Annotated in this window: 22 protein-coding genes; 9 read left to right on the plus strand and 13 right to left on the minus strand. The window is 71.4% G+C overall.

Translation table 11 applies throughout. The features are described from left to right. Window positions 1–9 precede the first annotated feature (9 nt). Both ACIBJG_RS29725 and uvrA read right to left on the minus strand, forming a co-directional pair. Complete coding sequence (locus tag ACIBJG_RS29725; RefSeq protein ID WP_399312082.1) at window positions 10–1,776, minus strand: glycosyl hydrolase family 18 protein; 1,767 nt, start codon at window positions 1,774–1,776, stop codon at window positions 10–12. A 235-nt stretch (window positions 1,777–2,011) separates the two neighbouring features. Next, window positions 2,012–4,435, minus strand: a complete 2,424-nt coding sequence (uvrA, locus tag ACIBJG_RS29730; protein WP_399312084.1) for an excinuclease ABC subunit UvrA — start codon at window positions 4,433–4,435, stop codon at window positions 2,012–2,014. Window positions 4,436–4,570: 135 nt separating this feature from the next. Between uvrA and ACIBJG_RS29735 the strand changes: the two genes are divergently transcribed. After that, a complete protein-coding gene (locus ACIBJG_RS29735; protein ID WP_399312086.1) occupies window positions 4,571–5,062 on the plus strand; it encodes a hypothetical protein in 492 nt (163 codons plus the stop codon). Window positions 5,063–5,077: 15 nt separating this feature from the next. Here the strand turns inward: ACIBJG_RS29735 and ACIBJG_RS29740 are convergent, their stop codons facing one another. Next, window positions 5,078–5,293, minus strand: a complete 216-nt coding sequence (locus tag ACIBJG_RS29740) for a dodecin (protein WP_359084072.1) — start codon at window positions 5,291–5,293, stop codon at window positions 5,078–5,080. A 202-nt stretch (window positions 5,294–5,495) separates the two neighbouring features. Here ACIBJG_RS29740 and ACIBJG_RS29745 point away from each other — a divergent pair, with 202 nt between their 5' ends. From ACIBJG_RS29745 to ACIBJG_RS29755, 3 genes are all read left to right on the plus strand, one after another. Then, entirely contained in the window at window positions 5,496–6,752 is a 1,257-nt protein-coding gene (locus ACIBJG_RS29745) for an extracellular solute-binding protein (protein WP_399312088.1), read from the plus strand. A gap of 194 nt (window positions 6,753–6,946) precedes the next feature. Continuing rightward, on the plus strand, window positions 6,947–7,807 hold the full coding sequence (locus ACIBJG_RS29750) for a GNAT family N-acetyltransferase (RefSeq protein ID WP_399312090.1): 861 nt from the start codon (window positions 6,947–6,949) through the stop codon (window positions 7,805–7,807). Further along, a complete protein-coding gene (locus ACIBJG_RS29755) occupies window positions 7,804–8,649 on the plus strand; it encodes a lysophospholipid acyltransferase family protein (RefSeq protein ID WP_399312092.1) in 846 nt (281 codons plus the stop codon). Before ACIBJG_RS29750 ends, ACIBJG_RS29755 begins: the two co-directional genes overlap by 4 nt. On the opposite strand, the gene egtD is transcribed toward ACIBJG_RS29755, so the two are convergent. The 4 genes from egtD to egtA are packed head-to-tail and all read right to left on the minus strand — an operon-like array spanning window position 8,592 to window position 12,968. After that, window positions 8,592–9,554, minus strand: a complete 963-nt coding sequence (gene egtD, locus ACIBJG_RS29760; protein ID WP_399312093.1) for an L-histidine N(alpha)-methyltransferase — start codon at window positions 9,552–9,554, stop codon at window positions 8,592–8,594. The two genes, ACIBJG_RS29755 and egtD, sit on opposite strands and share 58 nt — an antisense overlap. Beyond that, window positions 9,551–10,306, minus strand: a complete 756-nt coding sequence (gene egtC, locus ACIBJG_RS29765) for an ergothioneine biosynthesis protein EgtC (protein ID WP_399312095.1) — start codon at window positions 10,304–10,306, stop codon at window positions 9,551–9,553. Before egtC ends, egtD begins: the two co-directional genes overlap by 4 nt. Further along, window positions 10,306–11,655 carry an ergothioneine biosynthesis protein EgtB gene (gene egtB / locus ACIBJG_RS29770; RefSeq protein ID WP_399312097.1) on the minus strand — a complete coding sequence of 450 codons (1,350 nt, stop codon included), beginning with the start codon at window positions 11,653–11,655 and terminating at the stop codon, window positions 10,306–10,308. Before egtB ends, egtC begins: the two co-directional genes overlap by 1 nt. Continuing rightward, on the minus strand, window positions 11,652–12,968 hold the full coding sequence (egtA, locus tag ACIBJG_RS29775; RefSeq protein ID WP_399312098.1) for an ergothioneine biosynthesis glutamate--cysteine ligase EgtA: 1,317 nt from the start codon (window positions 12,966–12,968) through the stop codon (window positions 11,652–11,654). Before egtA ends, egtB begins: the two co-directional genes overlap by 4 nt. Window positions 12,969–13,115: 147 nt before the next feature. Here egtA and ACIBJG_RS29780 point away from each other — a divergent pair, with 147 nt between their 5' ends. Beyond that, window positions 13,116–13,958 carry a TIGR02452 family protein gene (locus ACIBJG_RS29780; protein WP_399312100.1) on the plus strand — a complete coding sequence of 281 codons (843 nt, stop codon included), beginning with the start codon at window positions 13,116–13,118 and terminating at the stop codon, window positions 13,956–13,958. Window positions 13,959–14,089: 131 nt separating this feature from the next. On the opposite strand, the gene ACIBJG_RS29785 is transcribed toward ACIBJG_RS29780, so the two are convergent. Beyond that, complete coding sequence (locus ACIBJG_RS29785; protein ID WP_399312102.1) at window positions 14,090–14,557, minus strand: type II toxin-antitoxin system PemK/MazF family toxin; 468 nt, start codon at window positions 14,555–14,557, stop codon at window positions 14,090–14,092. Window positions 14,558–14,734: 177 nt separating this feature from the next. Between ACIBJG_RS29785 and ACIBJG_RS29790 the strand changes: the two genes are divergently transcribed. Then, window positions 14,735–15,757, plus strand: a complete 1,023-nt coding sequence (locus tag ACIBJG_RS29790; RefSeq protein WP_399312105.1) for a LacI family DNA-binding transcriptional regulator — start codon at window positions 14,735–14,737, stop codon at window positions 15,755–15,757. Between the two features lie 57 nt (window positions 15,758–15,814). Beyond that, window positions 15,815–16,303, plus strand: a complete 489-nt coding sequence (locus ACIBJG_RS29795; RefSeq protein ID WP_399312106.1) for a hypothetical protein — start codon at window positions 15,815–15,817, stop codon at window positions 16,301–16,303. Window positions 16,304–16,385: 82 nt separating this feature from the next. Here the strand turns inward: ACIBJG_RS29795 and trxA are convergent, their stop codons facing one another. Further along, window positions 16,386–16,757, minus strand: a complete 372-nt coding sequence (gene trxA / locus ACIBJG_RS29800; RefSeq protein WP_399312108.1) for a thioredoxin — start codon at window positions 16,755–16,757, stop codon at window positions 16,386–16,388. Window positions 16,758–16,872: 115 nt separating this feature from the next. On the opposite strand from trxA, the gene ACIBJG_RS29805 reads away from it, so the two are divergent. After that, window positions 16,873–18,312, plus strand: a complete 1,440-nt coding sequence (locus tag ACIBJG_RS29805; protein WP_399312109.1) for a dihydrolipoyl dehydrogenase family protein — start codon at window positions 16,873–16,875, stop codon at window positions 18,310–18,312. Window positions 18,313–18,336: 24 nt separating this feature from the next. Here the strand turns inward: ACIBJG_RS29805 and ACIBJG_RS29810 are convergent, their stop codons facing one another. Genes ACIBJG_RS29810 through ACIBJG_RS29825 form a run of 4 tightly spaced genes read right to left on the minus strand, consistent with a single transcriptional unit; the run spans window position 18,337 to window position 21,285 of the window. Beyond that, window positions 18,337–18,537: a helix-turn-helix domain-containing protein gene (locus ACIBJG_RS29810; protein WP_399312110.1), complete on the minus strand. Its 201-nt coding sequence runs from the start codon at window positions 18,535–18,537 to the stop codon at window positions 18,337–18,339. Then, entirely contained in the window at window positions 18,519–18,641 is a 123-nt protein-coding gene (locus tag ACIBJG_RS29815; protein WP_399312111.1) for a hypothetical protein, read from the minus strand. The genes ACIBJG_RS29810 and ACIBJG_RS29815 overlap by 19 nt, the downstream gene beginning before the upstream one ends. Window positions 18,642–18,667: 26 nt before the next feature. Then, window positions 18,668–19,693: a PA domain-containing protein gene (locus tag ACIBJG_RS29820; RefSeq protein ID WP_399312113.1), complete on the minus strand. Its 1,026-nt coding sequence runs from the start codon at window positions 19,691–19,693 to the stop codon at window positions 18,668–18,670. Beyond that, a complete protein-coding gene (locus ACIBJG_RS29825; RefSeq protein ID WP_399312115.1) occupies window positions 19,690–21,285 on the minus strand; it encodes a S8 family peptidase in 1,596 nt (531 codons plus the stop codon). The genes ACIBJG_RS29820 and ACIBJG_RS29825 overlap by 4 nt, the downstream gene beginning before the upstream one ends. Window positions 21,286–21,836: 551 nt before the next feature. Here ACIBJG_RS29825 and ACIBJG_RS29830 point away from each other — a divergent pair. Beyond that, a complete protein-coding gene (locus tag ACIBJG_RS29830; protein ID WP_399312116.1) occupies window positions 21,837–23,732 on the plus strand; it encodes a glycoside hydrolase family 15 protein in 1,896 nt (631 codons plus the stop codon). The last annotated feature ends 127 nt before the right edge of the window (window positions 23,733–23,859 follow it).

Below are 23,859 nucleotides of genomic sequence, written 5' to 3' on the forward strand. Positions count from 1 at the left end.
ACGGTCCGGTCAGGAGGTCACGGAGAGGTCGTCCCCGTAGACCGTGCCCTGGCCGTACCAGCCGTGCAGGTAGACGGTCACCGTGCCGCTCGCCCCGGTGGTGAAGGCCACCGACTGCTTGGCGTATCCGCTCGACGAGCCCCAGGTGCTCGCCGACGCGCCGCCACGGACACCGAGGTAGCCGTAGTTCCCCTGCACCCAACCCTGAAGCGTGTACTTGGTGTTGGGCGCCAGGGTGAGCGTCTGGGTGCACTCGCCGGTCTGCGAGGAGGTGGCCGCCGCGGCGAGTGCGTGCGAACCGCCGTGCACCGGGGTGGAGACGACCGCGCCGCCGGACTCACAAGTCCAGGGACCGAGCGAGCCGGTCTCGAAGTCGCCGTTCACCAGCGAACCCGTGCCGCCGCCCGGACCGGACACCGTCAGGGTGAAGCTCGCCGCGTGGCTGAGTGTGCCCGCCGCACCGGTCACGGTGATCGAGTACGTGCCGGGCGCCGCCGAGGCCGACGCGTTCACGGTCAGGGCCGACGTGCCCCCGGCCGTCACCGACGTCGGGCTGAGGGATGCCGTCACTCCGGCCGGCGCCCCGCTCGTCGTCAGAGCGACGGTCTTGGCGCTCCCCGAGGTGACCGCCGTCTTCACGGCGGCCGTGGCCGAGCCGCCCGGCGCGACCGTCGCCGAGGCGGGGGTGACGGCCAGCGAGTAGTCGTCCGTCACCGGACCCGTGCCACCGCTCGTGAACGGGGCGAAGGTGTGGCTGAAGTACCAGGTGTCCTGCGCGATTCCGGAGCAGGTGTCGCTGCCGCCGGTGCCGGGGCAGCCGCCGTTGTCGCGCTGGAGTGCCCAGAACGACAGGGTGCTGACGCCCTTGGAGACGGCCCAGTTGTAGACCGAGGTGGCGTCGGCCGTCGTGAACGTCTCGGCCGGGCCGTAGTCGTCGATGCCCGGCATCTCGATGATGCCGGTCATGCCCCACAGCTGGGTGTCGGTCTTCGACGGGTACAGATCGGCCAGTTGGCCCTTCAGGCCGGTGATCGACGTCTGGGTGTCCTGCGCCATGTTGTGCGATGCGCCGTCGTAGTAGTCGAACGTCATGAGGTTCACGACGTCGACCTTGGCGCCGTTGGACACCGCGTTCTCCAGCACCGCGAGACCGCTGTCGGCCAGACCGCTCGTGGTGGTGGGCAGGGTGTACGAGATCTGCACCGAGCGCCCGTTGGCGGCCGCCCAGTCCTGGACCTTCTTGATCGCCTTGTTGCGGCGGTCGATCCCGGCGCTGTCCTCCAGGGAGTTGTCCTCGATGTCCATGTCGAGACGGGACACGTCGTAGGTCGTGATGACCTTCTCGTACGCCGCCGCGATGGCGTCGACGCTCGTACAGCTGTCCGCGATCTCCGTGCCGCCGTTGTCGGCCGAGTAGCCGCCGAACGACGGGATCACGTCGCCGCCGCGCGAGCGGATGGTGGTGAAGTCGGCGCCGAACTCGGACTGGGCGATGGGGGTGCCCGAATCGCCGTTCCAGTAGGGGGTGCAGGAACCGCGGGCCTCCGTCTGGATGAAGGCCATGGTCAGGTACTTGGCGCCGGACGCCTGCGAGAGCGCGGCCGGGCTGTCGCCGTTCCACGCCTCGAAGTACGGGGCGAAGACGTGCGCGGGCAGGGGAGTGGCGGCGGTTGCGGCGGCCTGTGCGCCGGCGCCTGATCCGAGGACCAGGCCTGCGGTCGCGACGACGGTGGCCAAGGCGCTCAGGACGGCGCCGGCAGTTCTTGGACGTCTCATGGGGCAGCTCCCAGCGGGGTGGGACAACGGGGTATCGCACGGGTCTGCCGCGCCCGGTGAGGGGCGCGGCCCGTTCCTGTGATTCCCGGCCGGGGTCACGTGCCGCACGGCGAGGAACGACCGTGTGGCATGCCCATGATTGGTCTGGACCAGCTAACTGTCAACGTTCTTTACTGTTTCATTCCTCTTTGCTTGCCGGAGTCGACAACTGGCCTGGAAGGGGCGGGAGTTGTGGTCAGTCGAGGTGAAGCGCCGCCCGCAGGTACCCGGCCGTCCGGCTCTCCTGTGCGCGGGCCACGTCCACGGGCGGACCGGCTGCCACGATCCGGCCGCCCCGGTCGCCGCCGCCCGGACCGAGGTCGATCACCCAGTCGGCGCCCGCGACCACGGCCATGTCGTGCTCCACGACCACCACGGTGCTGCCCGCGTCGACCAGCCCGTGCAACTGCCGCATCAGCACCTCGACATCGGCCGGATGCAGCCCCGTCGTCGGCTCGTCGAGCAGGTACAGGGTGTGACCCCGACGGGCGCGCTGCAGTTCCGCCGCCAGCTTGATCCGCTGCGCCTCGCCGCCCGACAGCTCCGTCGCCGGCTGCCCGAGCCGCAGATAGCCGAGACCCACGTCGAGCAGCGTCCGCAGACTGCGCCCCGCCGCGGGCGTGTCCGCGAAGAACTCGGCCGCAGACTCCACCGTCAGGTCCAGCACCTGAGCGATGTTCAGCCCGCGCAAGGTGACGTCGAGCGTCTCCGGGTTGTACCGCGCGCCGTGGCAGTCCGGGCAGGGCGCGTACGTACTGGGCAGGAAGAGCAGCTCCACCGAGACGAACCCCTCGCCCTGGCAGGTCTCGCACCGCCCGCCCGTCACGTTGAAGGAGAACCGGCCGGCCCGGTAGCCCCGCTCACGTGCCACGTCCGTCGCGGCGAACAGCTTGCGCACGACGTCGAAGAGCCCGGTGTACGTCGCCAGATTGGACCGGGGGGTACGGCCGATGGGCTTCTGGTCGACCTGGACGAGGCGGTCCACCGCCGCCAGCCCCTCCGCCGAGGCGCAGCCGGGTGCCGGCCGCTCCACCTGCTCCTCCGGGGCGTCCATGCTCTGCCGGTCGGCCAGCACGCCCGCCAGCACCTGACCGACCAGCGTCGACTTGCCGGAGCCGGAGACACCCGTGACGGCCGTGAACACCCCGAGCGGGAAGGCGGCGTCCACACCGCGCACGTTGTGCCGGTCGACCCCGTGCAGCCGCAGCCACCCCGAGGGCGTGCGCACCTCGCGTACGGGGACGGGGGCGTCGTCGAAGAGGAAGCGCCGCGTCGCCGACTCCGCGACATCGGCGAGCCCGGCGGGCGGGCCGCTGTGCAGGACCCGGCCGCCGTGCTCACCGGCCAGCGGCCCGACGTCGACCAGCCAGTCCGCCTGCCGCACCACGTCCATCTGGTGCTCCACGACGAACACCGTGTTCCCGGCCTCCTTCAGCCGGCCGAGCACCGCGAGCAGCGACTCCGTGTCCGCCGGGTGCAGCCCGGCCGACGGTTCGTCCAGGACGTAGACGACGCCGAAGAGCCCCGACCGCAGCTGGGTGGCCAGCCGCAGCCGCTGCAACTCGCCGGAGGAGAGCGTCGGAGCCGTACGGTCGAGGCTGAGATAGCCGAGCCCCAGTTCGGTGACCGTCCCGATCCGGGCCAGCAGATCCCCCGTCAGCACCCGGGCGGTGTCGCCCCCGTCCGCTGCCGACAGCACCTCGGCGAGGTCCGTGAGCGGAACGCCCGCAAGGTCGGCGATCGTACGGCCCGCGAAGGTCACCGCCATCGCCTCGGGCCGCAGCCGGCTGCCGCCGCAGACCGGGCAGGGCGCACTGGTCAGAAAGCGCTCGGCCCTCTCCCGCAGCGTACGGCTCCGGGAGTCGGCGAACGTGTGCATCACATAGCGCCGCGCACTCATGTACGTACCCTGGTAAGGGCGTTGGATCCGGCCCGCGTCGCGCACCGGATGGACGGTCACCACCGGCTGCTCGTCGGTGAACAGGATCCACTCGCGGTCGGCCGGATCGAGCTCGCGCCACGGCCGGTCGACGTCGTAACCGAGCGCGTCCAGCACGTCGCGCAGGTTCTTGCCCTGCCACGCTCCCGGCCAGGCGGCGATCGCTCCGGCCCTGATCGACAGCCCAGGGTCGGGGACCAGGAGATCCTCGGTGGTGCGATGGATCCGGCCGAGACCGTGGCACCGGGGGCACGCCCCGGCAGCCGTATTCGGCGAGAAGGCGTCCGAGTCCAGCCGCTCCGCCCCCGGCGGGTACTGTCCGGCCCGCGAGAACAGCATCCGCAGGGAGTTGGACAGTGTGGTCACCGTGCCGACGGACGACCGGGCGCCGGGCGCGGAGCGGCGCTGCTCCAGCGAGACGGCGGGCGGCAGGCCGGTGATCTCGCCGACCTTCGGCGCGCCCACCTGGTGGATGAGCCGCCGGGCGTAGGGCGCGACGGACTCGAAGTAGCGGCGCTGGGCCTCCGCGTAGATCGTCCCGAAGGCCAGCGAGGACTTTCCGGATCCGGAGACGCCCGTGAAGACGGTGAGGGTGTCGCGCGGGATGTCGACCCGGACGTCCTGCAGATTGTGCTCGCGTGCGCCGCGGACCCTGACGTACGGATCGTGGGGGGTGGGCATCGGGGCGGGGCTCCGTACGGTTCGGGGCGGGCTGACCGGGACAAACGGTTCGATTCTAGGTGCCGGGGCACGGTCGTGAAGGGGTGCCGCCGTGCCAGGTCGTCGAACGCCGCCACGTCTTGGTTTGCTGGGCACATGAGAGACGACGACGCCCGGCCCCTGGCCGTATTCGATCTGGACGGCACGCTCGCCGACACCGCGCACCGCCAGCACTTCCTGGAGGGCCCCCGGCGTGACTGGGCGGGCTTCTTCTCGGCCGCCCCGGCCGACCCGCCGCTGCCCGAAGGCGTACGGCTCGCAGTGAGCAGTGCCGAGGAGTGCGAGGTCGTCTACCTCACCGGCCGGCCGGAGCGCTGCCGCAAGGACACCGTGGCCTGGCTGGCCCGGCAGGGGCTGCCCGAGGGGCGGCTCCACATGCGGCGCAACGACGACCGGCGGCCGGCCCGCAGGACCAAGCTGGAGATCCTGCGACAGCTGGGCCGGGGCCGCACGGTACGGATGCTGGTGGACGACGACGAGCTGGTCTGCGACGCCGCCGAACTGGCCGGATTCACGGTGGTGCGCGCCCGCTGGACGTCCGCCTCGGCCGCCCTGAAGGACGCACAGGAGCGCGAGGGGCGCACCTGACCGGGGCCGGAGCCATCACTCCGGGTCGTCGAGCCGGAACCCCACTTTCAGGCCGACCTGATAGTGCTCGATCCGGCCATCCTTGATCTGTCCGCGCACCTGGGTGATCTCGAACCAGTCGAGATTGTGCAACGTTTCCGAAGCTCTTGCGACGCCGTTGCGGATCGCCGCATCGATGCCGTCATGGGAGGTTCCTACGATCTCGGTGACGCGATACGTGTGATTGGACATGGTATGTCTCCTCTCGCCCTTACCAAGGTGCCCCACCTCGGCGGGGTTCGCGAGAGGTCGCGGAGCGTCGGTCCGTCCGGAACCGGTCTTGACCAAAGGATTGGTCCATACCAAAATCCAGCCACGCCCGTGCGAGCGCAGCCCGCAGTCCCCCACACCGGGTCCGCAAGTCTGTCCTGCCGTTTCGCAGAAGGTGACCCCCGTGAAGAACCGCGTGCTCGTCGGAGCCATTGCCCTGATTTCCACCGCTGCGCTGGGCGGGTGCGGAATGATGCCCGGCTCGGGCGGTTCGGGCGACAAGAAGGTCACGATCTGGCTGATGAAGGACAGCGTCACCGCCGACTTCCTGGACCGCTTCAAGAAGTCGTACGAGGACGAGCACTCCTCGGTCGAACTGGAGTTCAAGATTCAGAGCTGGAGTGGAATCGGGCCGAAGGTTCTCGAAGCATTGGCCGGCGAGGACACCCCGGATGTCATCGAGGTCGGGAACACCCAGGTCGCTCAGTACGCGGAGAGCGGCAATCTGCGCGATCTCACTCTGGAGTCCATGCGTGACCTGGGCAGCGAGGACTGGCTCCCCGGCCTCGCCGAGCCGGGCAGTATCGGCGGCGTGCAGTACGGAATCCCGTGGTACGCCGCCAACCGTGTGGTGATCTACAACAAGGACCTGTTCGAGCAGGCGGGAATCAAGAGTCCGCCGAAGACGCGCAAGCAGTGGATCGAGGACAGCGAAACACTGAACCAGGACGGCAATCAGGGCATGTACCTGCCAGGTCAGAACTGGTATGTGCTCGCCGGATTCATCTGGGACGAGGGCGGTCAACTCGCCGATGACAAGAGCGGCGACTGGCAGGGCGCGCTCGGCACCCCCGCCGCGCTCAAGGGCATGGACTTCTATTCCCGACTTCAGGCGCTCGGCGACGGGCCCAAGGACGCGGACGAGGAAAAGCCCCCGCAGAGCGATGTGTTCGCCGAGGGAAATGTCGCGCAGATCATCTCCACCCCCAGCAGTGCGACCCTGATCGAGAAGGCGAACCCCGAACTCAAGGGAAAGCTGGGCTACTTCCCGATACCCGGCAAGTCCGCCAAGGCGCCCGGTTCCGTATTCACCGGCGGCTCCGACCTGATCATCCCGCAGAAGGCGGACCAGCGCAGCGCCGGGTTCGACGTCATCAAGGCGCTGGCCGGGGCGAAGTGGCAGGAGGAGCTCGCCAAGACCATGAGTTACGTGCCGAACAAGCCCTCCCTGGCGCATGTCATCGAGGGCGAGGAGAGCACCGCGGCCATGGCCGCAGGTGCCGCGCGCGGTCACGCCACCCCGAACTCGCCGCAGTGGGCGGCCGTCGAGGCCGACAACCCGATCAAGCCGTACATGACGGCGGTCCTCCAGGGCGGTGACCCGGCGACCGAGGCCAAGTCCGCGTCCGAGAAGATCACCGGGCTCCTCGCGGGCAGCTGACCCGGCAGCCGCCGCACGGGCCGGGGCAGGGTGGCGCGGCCGCGCACCGCGGGATTCAGCCGTCGCACATCCACGCTCCCCATGGCGGACACGTCGAATCCAGCCGGTCACGGAAGAAGTAGGAGGGGCCGGGCCACCGCAACCCCGCGGAGGCCCGGCAGCCGCCCTTGCCGACCCCCGTCCCGGAGTCCGTCATGCATGTGCTGCCCGCCGCTTCCCCTGCTTCCCCTGCTTCCCCTGCTTCCCCTGCTTCCCCTGCTTCCCCCGCCTCCCCGTCCGTCCCGGTACAGCGGTCCGGCCCGGCCGCCCCCGCCGGCCCGCCGCGCTACCGGGTCTCGCTCGCCGTGGACCAGACGGAGGTCCGCGCAGCCCAGCGCCTGCGCCACCAGGTCTTCGCCGCCGAGTTCGGCGCCCGGCTCGACGGCCCGGAACCCGGCCTGGACAGTGACGCCTTCGACGCGTACTGCGACCACCTCCTGGTCCGGGAGACGGCCACCGGCGAGATCGTCGCCACCTACCGGCTGCTCCCGCCCGAGCGTGCCCGCATCGCCGGACGCCTCTACGCCGAGAGCGAGTTCGACCTCACCCGGCTCGGCCCCGTCCGCGACGACCTGGTCGAGGTCGGCCGCTCCTGCGTCCACCCGGCCCACCGGGACGGCGCCGTCATCGCCCTCATCTGGGCCGGTCTGGCCCGCTACATGGAGCGCAGCGGGCACAACTGGCTGGCCGGCTGCTGCTCGATCTCCCTTTCCGACGGCGGGACGGCGGCCGCCCGGGCCTGGGAGACCGTACGGACGAAGCACCTGGCGCCCGAGGAGTACCGGGTCTCGCCGCACCGCCTCTGGCAGCCCCCGGCCGTGCTTCCGGACGGTCCCGGAGGGCTGTCCTCGCTCCCGCCCCTGCTGCGCGGCTATCTGCGGCTCGGCGCCCGCGTCTGCGGCGCGCCCGCCCATGACCCCGAGTTCAACGTCGCCGATCTGTACGTCCTGCTCTCGCTGCGCGCCACCGACCCCCGCTACCTGCGCCACTTCCTCTCGTTCGCCCCGCAGAGTTGAGCACCTGGCTGTCCGCCTCGCCCTGCACCCCGCGCGGCTGTGCCACCCACGAAGGCCCTGCCCGGCACCCGCTCCCGGCCGCGGCCCTGCTGGCCGTCGGCTGCGCGCTCACCCTCACCGGCGCGTTGTGCGCCCCGCTCGCGCTGCTCCTGGGCCGCACCCACCGGGAGCGGCTGATCCGGGGCTGGGCGTACGGGGTGGTCCGCGCCTTCGGGGTGCGGGTGCGCGTGGTCGGCCGGACGGACGCGCACCGGGGCGGGCCGGGGGTCCTCGTCGTCGCCAACCACATCTCCTGGCTGGACATCCCGCTGGTCGCGGCCGTGTGCCCCGGCCGGATGCTGGCCAAGAGCGACATCAGGCACTGGCCGCTGCTCGGGCCGCTGGCCGCGCTCGGCGGCACCCTCTTCGTCGAGCGCGAACGGCTGCGGGCGCTTCCCGCGACCGTGCACGCCATCGCCTCCGCGCTACGGGGCGGGGCGGCGGTCGTGGTCTTCCCGGAAGGCAGCACATGGTGCGGCCGCGGGCCCGGCGGCCGGTTCCGGCCCGCCGCCTTCCAGGCGGCGATCGACGCCGAAGCCGCGGTCCGGCCGGTCCGCATCCGCTACCTCGGCGCTCCCGCGGGGCGCCGGGCCCCGGCGGGAGCCGCCGCGTTCGTGGGCGACGATCCGCTGGCCGCCTCCCTGTGGCGGGTGGTGCGGGCGGCCGGGCTGACCGCCGAGATCCACGTCATGGAGCCGATCCCGGCGGGCAGCGTCCACGGTCGCCGCGCACTGGCCGGGCTGGCTCAGTCCACGGTGGCCAGCGACAGGGCGAACCTGCCTGCCGAGTCGGTCCACCACTGACTCAGCCGAAGGCCCGCAGCGGCGAGTTCACCGCGTACACCGTCCTTGCGGAACTTCGCCGACACCTCCGTCCGCATCTCCTCACCGGCCTCGAACGACACCAGCAGATCCAGTTCCGGGATCTTCACCGTGAGTGCCCGGCGGGCCCGCAGCCGCATCTCGATCCACTCCTGCTGCGGGCTCCACCGGGCCACGTGCTCGAAGTCGTCCAGGGCGAAGTCCGCGCCCAGCTCCCGGTCGACGACCGACAGGACGTTGCGGTTGAACGCGGCCGTCACCCCGGCCGCGTCGTCGTACGCCGCGACCAGCACCTCCTCGTCCTTCACCAGGTCCGTACCGAGCAGCAGCGTGTCACCGGGGGACAGCAGCGACCGCACCGACGACAGGAACGCGGCCCGCCCGTCCGGGAGAAGGTTGCCGATGGTGCCGCCGAGGAACGCCACCAGCCGGGGACCCGGCGTGTCCGGCAGCGAAAGCTCCGCCGTGAAGTCGGCGATCAACGCGTGCACCGACAGCTGCGGCCGCTCCTCCAGCAGCGCGTTCGCCGCACCGCGCAGCGCGCTCTCGCTCACGTCGACCGGCACGTAACTGTGCAGCTCCGGCAGCGCGTCCAGCAGGTGCCGGGTCTTCTCCGAGGAACCCGAGCCCAGCTCGATGACCGTCCGGGCACCGGAGGCGGCCGCGATCTCGGCCGCCCGGTCGATCAGGATCTCCCGCTCCGCGCGCGTCGGGTAGTACTCGGGCAGCCGGGTGATCTCCTCGAACAGGTCACTGCCGCGGGCGTCGTAGAACCACTTGGGCGGGAGTGTCTTCGGTTGCCGGGTCAGACCGTTCAGCACATCGGCGCGCAGCGCCGCGTCCGTCGCGTCCACCGGCAGGGTTCGGGTCAGCAGGAAGGGACTCACTCGGTGGGCTCCTTGAGCGGGGTCAGCAGAACATCGGCGGGGGACGCGGTCAGCAGCGTGCGGTCGGGGACCTCGCGCCAGCGTGGATCGTCGTCGTACGGCTCCGAGGCGACGACCGCGTGCCGGCCGGGCTCGGCGAGATACCACAGGGTGTCCCCCCAGGCCGTCGCCGCGATCGTGCGGCCGTCAGTGAGCAGCAGGTTGAGCCGGGAGCCGGGTGCCGCCCCGGCGACCTCCAGCACGGTGTCCGCGACGGCCTGCGGGAGCGCGTCTCCCGATGCCAGCCGGTGCTGGATCAGGGCCCAGACCAGGGCGGAGTCGCAGCGCGCGGTGAGGCGGAGCAGTTCGGCCGGGGGCAGCGTCGCCGCGAGCGGTGCCACGGATCCGGGCCAGCCCTTCACCGCGCCGTTGTGGCTGAAGAGCACACTTCCGCCGCTGAAGGGCGCGGCCGCCGCCTCGCCGTCCGGGTCCGCCTCGGTGGCGTCCCGGACCGCGGCGAGCAGGGCCCGGCTGTGTACCACCCTGGCCAGATCGGCGAAGGTCTGGTCGCCCCAGACGGGGCCCTGCCGGCGGTACCGGCCCGGCACCGGGTCGCCGTCCGCGTACCAGCCGACACCGAAACCGTCCGCGTTGACGGTGCCGTGCCGCTGCCGACGCGGCTCCCAGGACTGCCGGACCAGCGAGTGCACCGGCTGTGTCAGCACCGCTCCTAGGGGCACCGGCGGGCCCACATAGGCGATATGACGGCACATCAGAGATCCCTGGCCGTGCGGAATCCGGAGAAGATCTGGCGCCGCACCGGCAGGTCCCAGTTGCGGAACGTCCCCCGGCAGGCCACCGCGTCCACCGCGAACGAACCGCCGCGCAGCACCTTGTGCTCCGGACCGAAGAACACCTCCGAGTACTCGCGGTACGGGAACGGCGCGAAGCCCGGATAAGGCAGGAAGTCGCTCGACGTCCACTCCCACACATCGCCGATCAACTGCCCGGCACCGGAGGGTGAACGCCCGGCGGCGTACGCCCCCGCCGGTGCGGGCCGCAGATGGCGCTGCCCGAGGTTGGCGCGCTCCGGCGTCGGGTCCTCGTCGCCCCACGGATAGCGCCGCGAGCGCCCGGACGCGGGGTCGTGCCGGGCCGCCTTCTCCCACTCCGCTTCGGTGGGCAGCCTGCGGCCGGCCCAGCGGGCGTACGCGTCCGCCTCGTACCAGCTCACGTGCAGCACCGGCTCGTCGGCCGGGACCGGCTCGGTCACCCCGAAGCGGCGGCGCAGCCACTGCCCGGCGTCCCGGTGCCAGAACAGTGGCGCCGTCAGTTCGTGCTCACGCACCATCGCCCATCCCTCAGGCGCCCACCAGCGACGCTCCGCGTAGCCGCCGTCCTCGATGAACGCCCGGAACGCGCCGCAGGTCACCGGTGCGGTGTCGATGAAGAAGCCGGGCACCTCGCGCCGGTGCGCGGGCCGTTCGTTGTCGAGCGCCCACGGCTCGGTGGACGTACCCATGGTGAACGGCCCGCCGGGAACCAGGACTTCCGGCGGCAGCGAGGTGGAACCGATGGCCGGCGGCGGCTCCGGCGCGCTGAGAGCGGCAGGGCCGGTCCGCAGCTGATGGGTGATCAGCATGGTCTCGTCGTGCTGCTGTTCGTGCTGAGCGATCATTCCGAAGACGAATCCCGACCGCACCAGCGGCCGGTCACCCAGGGGTGTCGAACCCAGTACGTCCAGCGCCCGGCCGCGTACCTGTGAGGCGTACGAACGGGCCTCGGCAGGCGCCAGCAGAGGCAGGGAGGGCCGGGTGGCCCGGGGGTGCTCGAAAGCGTCGTAGAGGCCATCGATTTCCGGGCGCATGGCCTCGCGGCCCGCGACGCCGCGCAGCAGCCACAATTCCTCCTGGTTGCCGATGTGCGCGAGGTCCCAGACCAGGGGCGACATCAACGGGGAGTGCTGTGCGGTGAGTTCGTGGTCGTCCACACTGTCGGTCAGGAGGCCGGTGCGCTCGCGGGCGGTGAGCAGCGCGGTGAGCGCGCGTTCACGGAGTACCTCGGGGTCCTGGACGTCCGGGTCGTGCGGGCCGTACGGCGGGGGTGCGGGGGAGTCGGTCATGAGAGGGTCCCCTTCGGATGGGCCGAACCGTGGCGCCGGTCCGTGGTGAGCAGGTCCCGCAGGTCGTCGGCCGGACATCGGCCTCGTGCGACATAGCGGTCCCGGAAACCGGCCACCGCGTCCTGTACGGTCCTCGTCGCCCCCATGCGTGGCAACGCCTCCAGGGCGAGGTCGAAGCAGGTGGCCGCCGCCGCCCGCAGTTCCGGATCGGTCAGCCCGTCGCGGGCGGCCCCGGCCCAGAGCGGATTGCGGGGCGCGGCCAGTGGGCCCGCCGTCTCGGCCAGGGGTTTGACGGTGCGGTACACGGTCTCGGCTGCCTCCGGGTCGTCGAACAGGGCGGTGGTGACGGCGAGCGGCACGAGCCAGCCGTCGTCACCGGACTGCGCGTCGATCATGCGCAACTCCAGGTGCCCGCGCGGGCGTACCGGCGGGAACAGCGTGGTGATGTGGTAGTCGAGATCTGCCCGGACGGGGCGCCGCGGCTCCCCACGGCGGATCCAGTCACGGAAGGTGAGCCCCTCGGGCACCTCCCAGGGCCCCTCGCCGCCGCGGATGCACAGGACGGGCGTGTCGAGCACATGGGCGGCCCAGGCGTCCCGGGGCGGCAGTTGCCCCGCCGGGGCCAGGGTGCGCAGCGGATCGAGGTCGGCCCACAGCGACTGGCGCGTCGACCGCCACGGCGCCGGCTTGCCCAGCCGGAACGGCGAGTTGGCGAACGCGGCCACCAGTACCGCGCCCAGCAGATGGGACAGCTGCCAGCGCCGCCCGTACCCGAGCGGTCCCGGCTCCTCCTCTCCGGCGTCCAGGCAGACCTGGACGGACGCGGTCGTGCACATCATGGCCCGGCCCGCCGGGCCCGACCGGTCGAGCGCGATCTCCATGGCGTCGTAGCGGGGCTGGTGCAGCAGACGGCGCGGCGGATGCCAGGGGTCGACGCCGATCCCGGCCGGAGCGAGGTCCAGCCGGCCGAGGGTGTCGCGTACGGCGACGAGATCGGCGGCCGTGTCGTTGACGCACTCCATCAGGGAACCGGCGGGGCGCGAGCTGAGCTCCAGCTGGCCGCCGGGTTCGAAGGTGAGCGCCGCGTTCAGCGGCAGCGCCCGGACGGCCGTCGCCGCCGCGTCGAGACGGTGCGGCGCGACAGGCAGATCGGGCCGGTCACGATCGTGCAGGAGCCATTCGAGCTCGACCCCCACGATGCGGGGCGGTCCTGTCTTGAAGCAGATACAGCGCAGTAAATCCTCCGCCTCGCCCTCGCCGATGGGCGTGGCCTGTCCGGGCGGACCGTGTTCGCCGGGTGTGTCGGGTGACATGCCGGGCCTCCTGTTCCGGTGCGACCGTTCTACCCAAACCCCTGCCGGGAGATCGCACAAGAGTGCCCCTGTGCGTCGGAAATTCACTTGCGTTCATGCGGTGGGGCCGTTGACGATGCCCCGTATGCACCATAAGGGGGAGGGCCGGTGAGCGCCCGGCTGCGCGGCATCGCGCGAGAGACCGAGACCATCGTCGAGGCGGGTAGCTACCGCACACCGCAGGGCCGCGAGGTCAGCATCGAGCGTGCGCTGACGGCCGCCCTGTCGGGTACCAGGCTGTACGGCCCCGAGCCGGTGCACGTCGCCGCACTGGACGGAGACCGCACACCGCGCATCGAGGTGACCGGCGAGAGCAGCCTGCAGGCGGCCGCCCGGCTGACCGGCGAGCAACCGGGCAAGGTCGCCGTCCTCAGCTATGCCTCCGCCCGCAACCCGGGCGGCGGCTATCTCAACGGGGCACAGGCGCAGGAGGAGGCCCTGTGCCGCGGCTCCGCCCTGTACGCGACGCTGCTCCGGGCCCCCGACTACTACGCCCACCACCGGGCCGAACGCAGCGCCTTCTACACCGACCGCGTCATCCACTCACCCGGCGTGCCCGTCTTCCGCGACGACCGGGGCCGGCTGCTCGACACCCCGTACGCTGCGGGATTCCTCACCTCACCCGCACCCAACGCCGGGGTGATCCGCAGCCGGACCCCGGAGTCGGCGCACCGCATCCCCGCCGTCCTCGCCTCACGCGGCGAACGGGTGCTGGAGGTCGCGGCGGTGCGGGGCTACCGCAGGCTGGTGCTGGGAGCCTGGGGGTGCGGCGTGTTCCGCAACGACCCGGCCGAGGTGGCGGGCGCCTTCCGCGCGCTGCTCACCGACGGCGGACGTTTCGCGGGCCACTTCGAGCAGATCGTCTTCGGAATCCTCGACCGCAACGACGATTCGCCCACGAGATCTGCCTTCGAGCGTGCGTTCGCTGCCGAAGGCCAACCCTCAGGCTGAAGTTGAGCCATAGGGTTCGTCGTCAGCCGGCGCACCGGGTCTGGACCGTTCGGGTCGGCGGCCCGTCACGTCCGCATGGAACAGCCATGGCCGCGTGGAGCAGCCACGGCCGTGACGGGCGCCGTCACCCGTCACCTCCAGCCGTAGCGCTCCCGCAGCCGCTCGACGACCAGATCGAACCTGTCGCGGTCCAGCGCGCACGCCTCACGCCGCATGCCGTCCTCGTGCACCCGCAGCACCCGGTCCAGATCGACCCACGACGGACGGCCCGAGCTGTCCCAGGGGCCCGCTCCCAGCGCCACCCATTCCCGGTCCTGGTCGTGCTGCTTGCTGGACAGCTGTACGGCGAGCAGCGTCCCCGCCGTCTCGCGCGCGACCACGAGAACCGGACGGTCCTTGCCCCGCCCGTCGTTCTCCTCGAACGGCACGAAGGTCCAGACGATCTCGCCCGGATCGGGGTCGCCGTCCCGGTCGGGGGCGTACGAGGTGCGGACCGGACCCACATCGTGCGGGTCGGCCTGGGAGGTGGCGGCGGGGCCGGTCCGGCCGGGGAAGGCGGCCGTACCGTCATTACTGTCGCTGCGGTGCTGGATGGTCATCGCAATACCGTAGGACCTGCACGGCCCCTCGCGTGGAGCGGGTCCGCCGTACGGGCCGCGGACCGCGACCACGAGCCCCCCGCTTCGGGCGGGTCCGGGGCTCCACCTGAGGTCGACACCCGGTCACGACCCCGGCGCGTTCCCGTGCCGAAGGGGTCTGGAAGACTGCCCGACGCCATGAGTCAGTTACCCGAGCAGCCCGCCGAAGGCCCCGTCCCGACCAGCGCCGACGTGGCGCGGCTCGCGAGGGTCTCGCGGGCCACCGTTTCGTACGTGCTGAACAACAACACGGCCGTACGGATCAGCGATCCGACCCGCCGCCGGGTGCGGGAGGCCGCCACCGAACTTGGGTACGTACCGCATGCCGCCGCCCGTAGCCTGCGCGCCGGACATTCACGCATGGTGCTCCTGCCGACCGCGAACCTCCCCTCCACGCCGCTGCACCACCGCTTCCTGCACGGGCTGGAATCCGGCCTGCGACGCCTCGACTACACGGTCGTCCAGTACGGCTCCATCGGCCTGGACCCGGACGAAGCCGCCCGGGCATGGGCCGAACTGAGGCCCGTCGCCGTCATCGCGCCGGGCTCGGTGCCCCTCGCCCCGCCGGGCATCGCCGTACTCCGCCGCTCCGGCGCGAAAGCGGTGATCACCCTCGGGCCGCAGCCGGTGCCCGGCGCACACGCGCTGATCACGGACCAGCGGGAGGTGGGCGGCAGCGCCGTCCGGCATCTGCTGGAGCGCGGCCGACGCCGGATCGGCGTGGTGATGCCGGAGGATCCCGCTCTTGAGCCGTTCGCCGGCCCCAGACTGGCCGGTGCCCGGCAGGCCGCGGAGGCGGGCGGGGCCCTGATCGAGGAGCTCCCGCTGCGGTACTCGGAGGAATCGGCCGCCACCCTGGCCGCCCGCTGGCCCTCGCTCGCTCTGGACGCCGTCTTCGCGTACGACGACAGCTACGCGATGCTGCTGATGCGGGCCCTCCAGGACGCCGGCATCGAGGTGCCCACCGAGACCGCGGTGGTCGGCGCGGACGATTCCATGCTGGGAAGGCTGCTCCGGCCCAGGCTCAGCAGCGTACGGATGGAACTGGCCACGGTGCAGCCGCTGGCCGACCTCGTCGACCGGCTGGTGCGGCACCCCGGCACGGAACCGGAACGGCACGACCTGCTGCGGGCCCGGACCGTCCACCGCGAGTCCAGCTGAACCGTTTGCCAGCGCGGCGACATGCGCGGCGGACGCCCCTTGCCTAGCGTCATGACCATGAGCCATCCGCAGAGCTACGAGATCCTGCTGGTCCCCGCGTTCACCGACGTCAAGGGCACGGCGGACAACGCAGCCGGTACGAAAACGGCCGACACGAAGAGCACGAAGTCGTCCGGGGCCGGGGATTCCGGTTCCACGGACGCCAACGCCAACGCCACCCCCGATGCCAGCGCCAACACCAGCGCCAACACCAGCGCCAACACCGACACCAGCGCCGATGCCGAGGACCCGGACACGAAGGACGCGGCCCGGGAGAGCTCCGGCAGTCGCGCTGTCGGGAGCCCACCGCCCGGCGTCGCCATCCGCTCGGCGGTCGTGGCGGCCACGGGGGAGACGGGCGAGTCGGGATACCCCCGCTACGCCGGTGACGGGATGGTGGCGGACATCGACCCCGCGACACACACCGTCGAGGCCCTGCTCATCGACGGATCGGAGCTCGACTACGGACTATCGGTCCGTGTCTCGGAGCGGCACGTGGACGGCTGAGCCGCACGTTTCCCGGCACCGCAGCAGTCAGGGCCCGGCCGTCACCGGCCGGGCCCTGACGTACGCGTGCCCCGGGCCTCGCCTACTTCTGCTCCTTCTGCTGTTCCTCGACGGACTTGCGGACCTCGTCCATGTCCAGCTTCCTGGCCTGACCGATCACGTCCTCCAGGGCCTCCGCGGGCAGCGCGCCCGGCTGCGAGAAGACGGCCACGTTGTCCCGGACGATCATCAGCGTCGGGATGGACCGGATCTCGAAGGCCGCCGCCAGCTCCTGCTGCGCCTCGGTGTCGACCTTGGCGAAGACCAGGTCCGCGTGACGCTCGGACGCCGAGTCGTAGACCGGTGCGAACTGCCGACACGGGCCGCACCAGGAAGCCCAGAAGTCGATCAGGACGAACTCGTTCTCGCTGACGACCTCATCGAAGTTTTCCTTGGTGAGCTCTACGGTGCTCATGCTGTGCTACCTCTTCCTGTGCCCGTATCGACGTGTCCGGGACAACGGTGCCTGTGCTTGCGCTATTCCGCCTGCCCATGTGGCCGCCGTGCACACCCATGACCAGAATGGGGCCATGACACATGCTGTGGAGCCTGTCGCGTACGACGTCGTGGTCATCGGTGCGGGCCCGGTGGGGGAGAACGTGGCCGACCGCGCCCGGGCCGCCGGGCTGACCGCCGCGATCGTGGAGTCCGAACTGGTCGGTGGCGAATGCTCGTACTGGGCCTGCATGCCCAGCAAGGCCCTGCTGCGCCCCGTCGTCGCCCGCGCCGACGCACGCCGCGTCCCGGGCCTCGCCGCCGCCGTCCAGGGGCCGCTCGACACCGCCGCCGTTCTCGCGCACCGCGACACGTACGCCTCGCACTGGAAGGACGACGGCCAGGTCGCCTGGCTGGAGGGGATCGGAGCCGATGTTCTGCGCGGTCACGGCCGGCTGACCGGCCCGAAGGCCGTCACCGTCACGGCGCCCGACGGCACGGAGCACCGGCTCACCGCCCGCCACGCGGTGGCGGTCTGCACGGGCAGCCGCGCCGTCGTCCCCGACCTGCCGGGCATCGCCGACGCCCGTCCCTGGACCAGCCGGGAGGCGACGAGCGCCAAGGAGGTGCCCCGCCGTCTCGTCGTCGTCGGCGGGGGAGTGGTCGGCGTGGAGATGGCCACGGTCTGGGGCGCCCTGGGAGCCGACATCACCATGCTGGTCCGCGGAAAGGGGCTCCTGCCCCGCATGGAGCCGTTCGCCGGTGAGCTCGTCGCCGATGCGCTGACCGCCGCGGAGGTCGACCTCCGTACGGGCGTCTCGGTCACCTCCGTACAGCGCTCCGCACCCGACGGACCGGTCACCGTGGAACTCGACAACGGCGAACGGATCGAGGCCGACGAGATCCTCTTCGCCACCGGCCGTGCCCCGCGCACCGACGACCTGGGCCTGGAGACCGTCGGCCTGAAGCCGGGGTCCTGGCTCACCGTCGACGACAGCTGCCGGGTCGAGGGGACCCCGTGGCTCTACGCCGTCGGCGATGTCAACCACCGGGCCCTCCTGACCCACCAGGGCAAGTACCAGGCCCGCATCGCGGGCGCGGCTATCGCCGCCCGGGCCCAGGGCGAGCCGCCTCTGGAGACGGACCGCTGGGGCGCCCACGCGGCCACCGCCGACCACGCGGCCGTCCCCCAGGTCGTCTTCACCGACCCGGAGGCCGCCTCGGTCGGCCTCACCCTCGCCGAGGCGGAGCAGGCCGGTCACCGGGTCCGGGCCGTCGACCACGACCTCGCCGCCGTCGCCGGCTCCGGCCTGTACGCGGACGGCTACCGGGGCCGGGCCCGCATGATCGTCGACCTGGACCGGGAGATCCTGCTCGGCGTCACCTTCGTGGGCCCGGGCATCGGCGAACTGCTGCACTCGGCGACCATCGCGGTCGCGGGAGAGGTCCCCCTCGACCGCCTCTGGCACGCGGTCCCCGCGTACCCGACGATCAGCGAGATCTGGCTCCGGCTGCTGGAGACGTATCGCGGGTAGCGGAGGACGCCGAGAGAGACGGCCTCATGCCACGTCCGGGCGCGTGGGGGCGGGGCGCGCCGACCGCGTTTCCACCCAGCCGTGCCGGACGGCATGGCCGCCGAGCTGCATCCGGGTCCGGACTCCGGCCAGGTCCATGAGGCGGCGCAGGCGCCGGTGCAGCGTGCGCGGCGACAGGCCGAGCTGCGTCGCGGCCGTCGGATCGGTCAGTCCATGAACGTCCACTCGGTGTGGGTGTGTGTCGACAGCCGGAAGGCGTCACCGGGCCGCTCCGCGTCGAAGACGGCGCGGTAGGGAAGGCTGCCGGCCGGCACCTCCACCCACTGCATGTCTCCACTGACCGGGTTGTCGTGGATCAGCTTGTCGCGTAGTAGCGGGCGTCGATCCGGGCGAGGTCCCGCTGGGACGGCTTGTCGACCAGGGCCCGGTCCGGCACCTGTCCGGGGTAGTCCCGGGTCAGGTCGTAGACGAACGGCGTGTACTCGGTCTGCTTCACGGTCAGTTCGAAGTTGCCTGCCTCGGCCGTCGCGATGAGGGCCTTGCCCGCGTCGCGGTGCACGGTGGCGACCGGGATGCTCGACTCGCCGACGTACTCCGTCAGCCCGCCTACACCGTCGTTGACCACGATCAGCGCCTTCGCACCGGCTGCGACCGCGGCCCCGGTGCGCTCCTGCGGCGAGACCTCGTCGCTCCGCCTGATGACGACGACCTTGCCCCTGGCGTGGATCTTCTCGTACGCGGTCGCCGCGCCGTTGCACCCGTAGACGGCGTTCAGCGTGTCCGTGGCGGTGCCCAGGGCGCTGCCTGCCTGCACCGTCGCCTCGAAGCGGAGCCGACCGCCCAACGTGCTCAGGCCGAGCTGCGGCTCACCCTTGCGCCAGCGGGTGATCAGCATGAACTCGCCCTGCTTCATGGGTTCCGTCGGGGCGACGTAGACGTCGTCGTACGCCGGCGGCACCACGTACGCGCTGCGGTAGTCCATGTACGGGTCGAAGCCCTTGTAGTGGACGTTGAAGTCGACCTTGCGCTGGCGGTCCTCGGTGCGCTGCGGCGCATCGGTCTGCAACAGGTGCGACGTGCGCGCGTCGAGTACCACGTCGGCTGAGCCGTCCTTGAGCACGGTCTCCGGGTCGACCAGCACGGCCAGGCCCGAGCGGTCCGACCTTTCACCGGTCACGTCGACGTACGCCGCGACCGTGTACAGGCCGGGTGCCATGCGCATGGTGGTCGAGCCCTCGACGTACACGTTCCAGGGCCAGGAGTCGCCCGCGAGGTTGACCGTGACCCACTCTGCGGCGGGTTTGCCGTCCCGCCCGCCCAGTTTGATGTTCAGGTCGTAGCGCTCCTCCTCCTTGAGCAGAGCCACGGAGGTGCGGGTCACCGGCTTCCCGGTGGTCGCATCGGTACCGATGACGTAGCCGACGTGCCGGCCGGGGCGGATCGCGGGTCACCGGTCACCGGGACGGTGGCGGTGCCACCCACCGGGACGGTCACCGTCGTGGCTCCCAGCGTGAACGGGCCGCCGTCGTCGGTGAGCGCCAGGTTCAGCCTGACGTCGGCGGGACCGGTGTTGGTGAACGTCAGGTCCTTCGTGACGGCGACGTCGCTCGGCTCATGCGGCCAGGTGTGGTTGCCGAAGAAGAGCGATCCGGTGGCGCGCACCGTCGTGTGCACGGCGGCGGCCACGTCGACCCGGCCGGTGCCGACCTCGTACGGCGAGTACCCGTCGTCCAGGCCCTTCGCCGTGCTCATCAGATGTTCCTTGAGCTGCGCGCCGGTCCAGTCAGGGTGCTGCTGGGCCAGGATCGCCGCCGCACCGACCACGTGCGGGGTGGCCATCGAGGTTCCGCTGAGGGTGCGGTAGAGGCCCTCGCCGCCGTCGGTCATCTCCTGTGAACGGGCTGCGGTGATGTCCACGCAGGGCGCCGCGATGTCCGGCTTCATGCCGCCGGAGTAGGCCAGTGGGCCGGTGCTGGAGAAGGACGCGAGCCGGTCCTCCTTGTCCGTCGCGGCCACGGTCAGCGCGGAGGCGGCCACGCCCGGCGCCGAGACGGTCTCCGGGCCGGCGTTGCCCGCGGCGATGACGAACAGCGTGCCGTACTGCGCGGACAGCGCGTCCACCGTCAGCGACATCGGGTCGCTGCCGTCCGTCGGATAGGAGTCCCCGAGGCTCATGTTGACGACGTCGGCACCGGATTCGGCGGCCCACTGCATGCCGGCCATGGCCCAGGAGTCCTGGCCGTAGCCCTCCACGCCGCCGAGCACCTTGCCGACGAACAGGTCGGCGCCGGGGGCGACGCCCTTGTTGTCGCCTCCGGAGGCGGCGCCCGAACCGACGACCGTGCCGGCCACATGGGTGCCATGCCCGTTGACGTCGGTGACGGCCTCACCCGGCACGAAGCTGACCGTGCCGTCGATCAGGCCGGCGAAGTCGGGGTGGTTGACGTCGATTCCGGTGTCGAGCACCGCGACCTTGACGCCCTTGCCGGTGTACCCGGCCGCCCACGCCTCGGGCGCACCGATCAGCGGCACGCTGTCCTTCAGGTTGACCTTCACGCGGCCGTCGAGCCACAGCTTCGCGACCCCCGCACCCAGCGTCGTTCCGCCCTGCGGCGCGACGGCGGTCCAGAAGGTGTGGGCCTGCCTCTTCTCGGTTCTGAGCGCGGCGCCGTGGATGCCGCTGAGCCTGCGGGTCAGTTTGCTGCCGCGGGGCGCCGTCGGCTCGGCGGCCGAGCGGCTCCTCGACTGGGTGTACGTCGCGATCAGCGGCACCGCGGCCGACTTCGCGTCGTCGTACCCCATCTCGATCAGGTCGGTGACGTTGAACAGCCGGCGGTCGAGCTTGCCGGCGCCCAGCAGCGGTGCCGCCTCGTCCGGGACTACGAGCAGGTCGCCCTGGATCTCCTGGATCCTCACGCCGCCGACGGCGTTGTCCGGTCGGTCGACATCGGCGGTCTGTTTGCCGTCGGCCATGGTGGTGACGGTGACGACGTCGCCGGTGACCAGGGTGACCTTGTGGTTGCCGTGGGTCTGGCGGGAACGGTGGGTCTGCTCGGGACGGCCTGTGCGGGCGCCTGCAGAGCTGCGAGGCCCGACGCCATCAGCGGCACCGCGACAGCAACCGAGAGCAGTTGCCGGCGTCTGCGCCGGAAGGCGGAGGAGCGAAAGGGGGAGAACATGTCATCGGTCTATCTGTGCGGAACGCACGACGTGAAGGGCTGATGGCGGCAAGTCCTCGCCATGGCAGTGACTTGCCTGCGATGAACGGCTGGAATGCGGGCAAGTCGCCATTCCGGGCGGCGCCGTTCCACGGTCACCGACTGCAGCTGGAGGACGCTCTCGTGGCTCGGACCTGCTGAGCTGCGTGCTCTTCGAACTGCCTCGCTCACGCGACCGTTCGCATCCCTGAGCTCGCGCTTGAGGATCTTTCCGGTGGCGTTGGCCGGACCGCACGGGCCCGCGGCGCCGCCCCACCCCACGGGCCCGGCCGTCTCGCCAGGACGGGGCGGCGCGGGCGGCATACGATGAGCCATCGGCGTCGAAAGGGGTGCGAAATGGATGAATACCCCCTAATCGAGAACCATGGTCTCATCGGTGATCTGCAGACCGCGGCCCTCGTGTCCACCGACGCGACGATCGACTGGTTCTGCTGCCCGCGCTTCGATTCGCCCAGCATCTTCGGCGCACTGCTCGACCGGCGGAAGGGCGGCCACTTCACCCTCAGGCCGGCCTCGGGGACGTACACCAGTAAGCAGCTCTACCACCCGGACACCGCCGTGCTGGTGACGCGCTTCATGACCGAGGCCGGAACCGGCGAGGTGGTCGACTTCATGCCGGTCACCGGCGCGACGGCGACGGACCGGCACCGTCTGGTCCGGATGCTGCGCTGTGTCCGGGGCAGCATGACGTTCGAGGGGGAGATCGCTCCACGCTTCGACTACGGCCGTCAGCCGCACGAGCTGCACCTCACGGAGCACGGGGTCCTGTTCACTTCGAAGGACATGGACCTCGCCGTCCATGCCGTCCGGGAACCGAGGGACGAGCGGCTGCTGAACATCACCCCGGACGACAACGACCTGCGCTTCACCCTCACCCTGCGGGCGGGGCAGCAGCGAGGTCTGGTCATGGAGTCGGCCCCCGGCGGGCCGCCGCGTGAGGTCCCCGTCGCCGAGTTCGGCCAACTCTTCGACGACACCGTCCGGTTCTGGCGCTCCTGGCTGGGCCGTTCCACCTACGCGGGCCGGTGGCGGGAGGCGGTGGAACGTTCGGCCGTGACGCTGAAGCTCATGACCTACGCGCCCACCGGCGCGCTGGTGGCCGCCCCCACGGCGGGCCTGCCCGAGCAGTTGGGCGGAGAGCGCAACTGGGACTACCGGTTCACCTGGATCCGTGACGCGTCGTTCTCCGTGTACGCCTTGCTGGGCCTGGGGTTCAGGGAAGAAGCGACGGCGTTCATCAGCTGGCTGCACGACCGGGTGAAGGAGGAGGCCGGCCAAACGGGCGGCACCGGACCGCTGAACATCATGTACCGCGTCGACGGCTCCAGTGACCTGGCCGAGGAGACCCTGGATCACTGGGAGGGGTACGGCGGCTCCGCCCCGGTCCGCATCGGCAACGGAGCGGCGGGCCAACTGCAACTTGACATCTACGGTGAGGCGTTCGACAGCATCTACTTCGCGCACCAGCACGGCATGCACCTCGACCACCGGGGCTGGACCGCGCTGCACACCCTCCTCGACTGGCTGGTGGAGAACTGGGACCGGCCCGGAGAAGGACTGTGGGAGACCCGCGGAGGCCGGAAGGACTTCACCTACGGCCGCGTGATGTCCTGGGTCGCCTTCGACCGAGCCGTCCGGATCGCCTACGACGACGGCCGCCCCGCTGCCCGCGGCCGCTGGCTGGAAGCCCGTGACGCGATCTACCGGCAGGTGTTCAGCCGGGGATGGGACCCGAAGAAGCAGGCCTTCGTGCAGCATTACGGCGACGACGTACTCGACTCGTCGCTGCTGCGCATGCCGACGGTCGGCTTCATCATGCCGGACGATCCGATGTGGAAGTCCACGCTGGACGCGATGGAGCGCGAGCTGGTCAGCGACAGCCTGGTCTACCGCTACAACCCCGAGGCGTCACCGGACGGGCTGCGCGGCTCCGAGGGAACGTTCTCGCTGTGCACGTTCATGTACGTCGACGCCCTGGCGCGGGCCGGACGCACCGACCTGGCCAGGCTCGTGCTGGAGAAGATGCTCACCTACGCCAACCACCTGGGCCTGTACTCGGAGGAGATCGGCCTGACCGGACGGCAGTTGGGGAACTTCCCGCAGGCGTTCACGCACCTGGCGCTGATCGACGCCGCCATCACCCTGGACACGAGACTCAACGGGGAACGCGGGGGCGGGGCACCGGCGTCGAGGCGCTTGTAGCCACCGTGCGCGTGTGACGCCTGCCCCGCCCACCGTGCGCGTGTGACGCCTGCCCCGCCCACCGTGCGCGTGTGACGCCTGCCCCGCCCACCGTGCGCGTGTGACGCCTGCCCCGCCCACCGTGCGC

The organism is Streptomyces sp. NPDC050422 (genome assembly GCF_044458665.1).
Taxonomy (GTDB): domain Bacteria; phylum Actinomycetota; class Actinomycetes; order Streptomycetales; family Streptomycetaceae; genus Streptomyces.

Bases quoted from the DNA above. Each gene is read 5' to 3' on its own strand.
- ACIBJG_RS29725 (WP_399312082.1), bottom strand. From the start codon at position 1,776: ATGAGACGTCCAAGAACTGCCGGCGCCGTCCTGAGCGCCTTGGCCACC.
- uvrA (WP_399312084.1), bottom strand. From the start codon at position 4,435: ATGCCCACCCCCCACGATCCGTACGTCAGGGTCCGCGGCGCACGCGAG.
- ACIBJG_RS29735 (WP_399312086.1), top strand. From the start codon at position 4,571: ATGAGAGACGACGACGCCCGGCCCCTGGCCGTATTCGATCTGGACGGC.
- ACIBJG_RS29740 (WP_359084072.1), bottom strand. From the start codon at position 5,293: ATGTCCAATCACACGTATCGCGTCACCGAGATCGTAGGAACCTCCCAT.
- ACIBJG_RS29750 (WP_399312090.1), top strand. From the start codon at position 6,947: ATGCATGTGCTGCCCGCCGCTTCCCCTGCTTCCCCTGCTTCCCCTGCT.
- egtC (WP_399312095.1), bottom strand. From the start codon at position 10,306: ATGTGCCGTCATATCGCCTATGTGGGCCCGCCGGTGCCCCTAGGAGCG.
- egtB (WP_399312097.1), bottom strand. From the start codon at position 11,655: ATGACCGACTCCCCCGCACCCCCGCCGTACGGCCCGCACGACCCGGAC.
- egtA (WP_399312098.1), bottom strand. From the start codon at position 12,968: ATGTCACCCGACACACCCGGCGAACACGGTCCGCCCGGACAGGCCACG.
- ACIBJG_RS29785 (WP_399312102.1), bottom strand. From the start codon at position 14,557: ATGACCATCCAGCACCGCAGCGACAGTAATGACGGTACGGCCGCCTTC.
- ACIBJG_RS29790 (WP_399312105.1), top strand. From the start codon at position 14,735: ATGAGTCAGTTACCCGAGCAGCCCGCCGAAGGCCCCGTCCCGACCAGC.
- ACIBJG_RS29795 (WP_399312106.1), top strand. From the start codon at position 15,815: ATGAGCCATCCGCAGAGCTACGAGATCCTGCTGGTCCCCGCGTTCACC.
- trxA (WP_399312108.1), bottom strand. From the start codon at position 16,757: ATGAGCACCGTAGAGCTCACCAAGGAAAACTTCGATGAGGTCGTCAGC.
- ACIBJG_RS29805 (WP_399312109.1), top strand. From the start codon at position 16,873: ATGACACATGCTGTGGAGCCTGTCGCGTACGACGTCGTGGTCATCGGT.
- ACIBJG_RS29815 (WP_399312111.1), bottom strand. From the start codon at position 18,641: ATGCAGTGGGTGGAGGTGCCGGCCGGCAGCCTTCCCTACCGCGCCGTC.
- ACIBJG_RS29825 (WP_399312115.1), bottom strand. From the start codon at position 21,285: ATGGCCGACGGCAAACAGACCGCCGATGTCGACCGACCGGACAACGCC.
- ACIBJG_RS29830 (WP_399312116.1), top strand. From the start codon at position 21,837: ATGAGCCATCGGCGTCGAAAGGGGTGCGAAATGGATGAATACCCCCTA.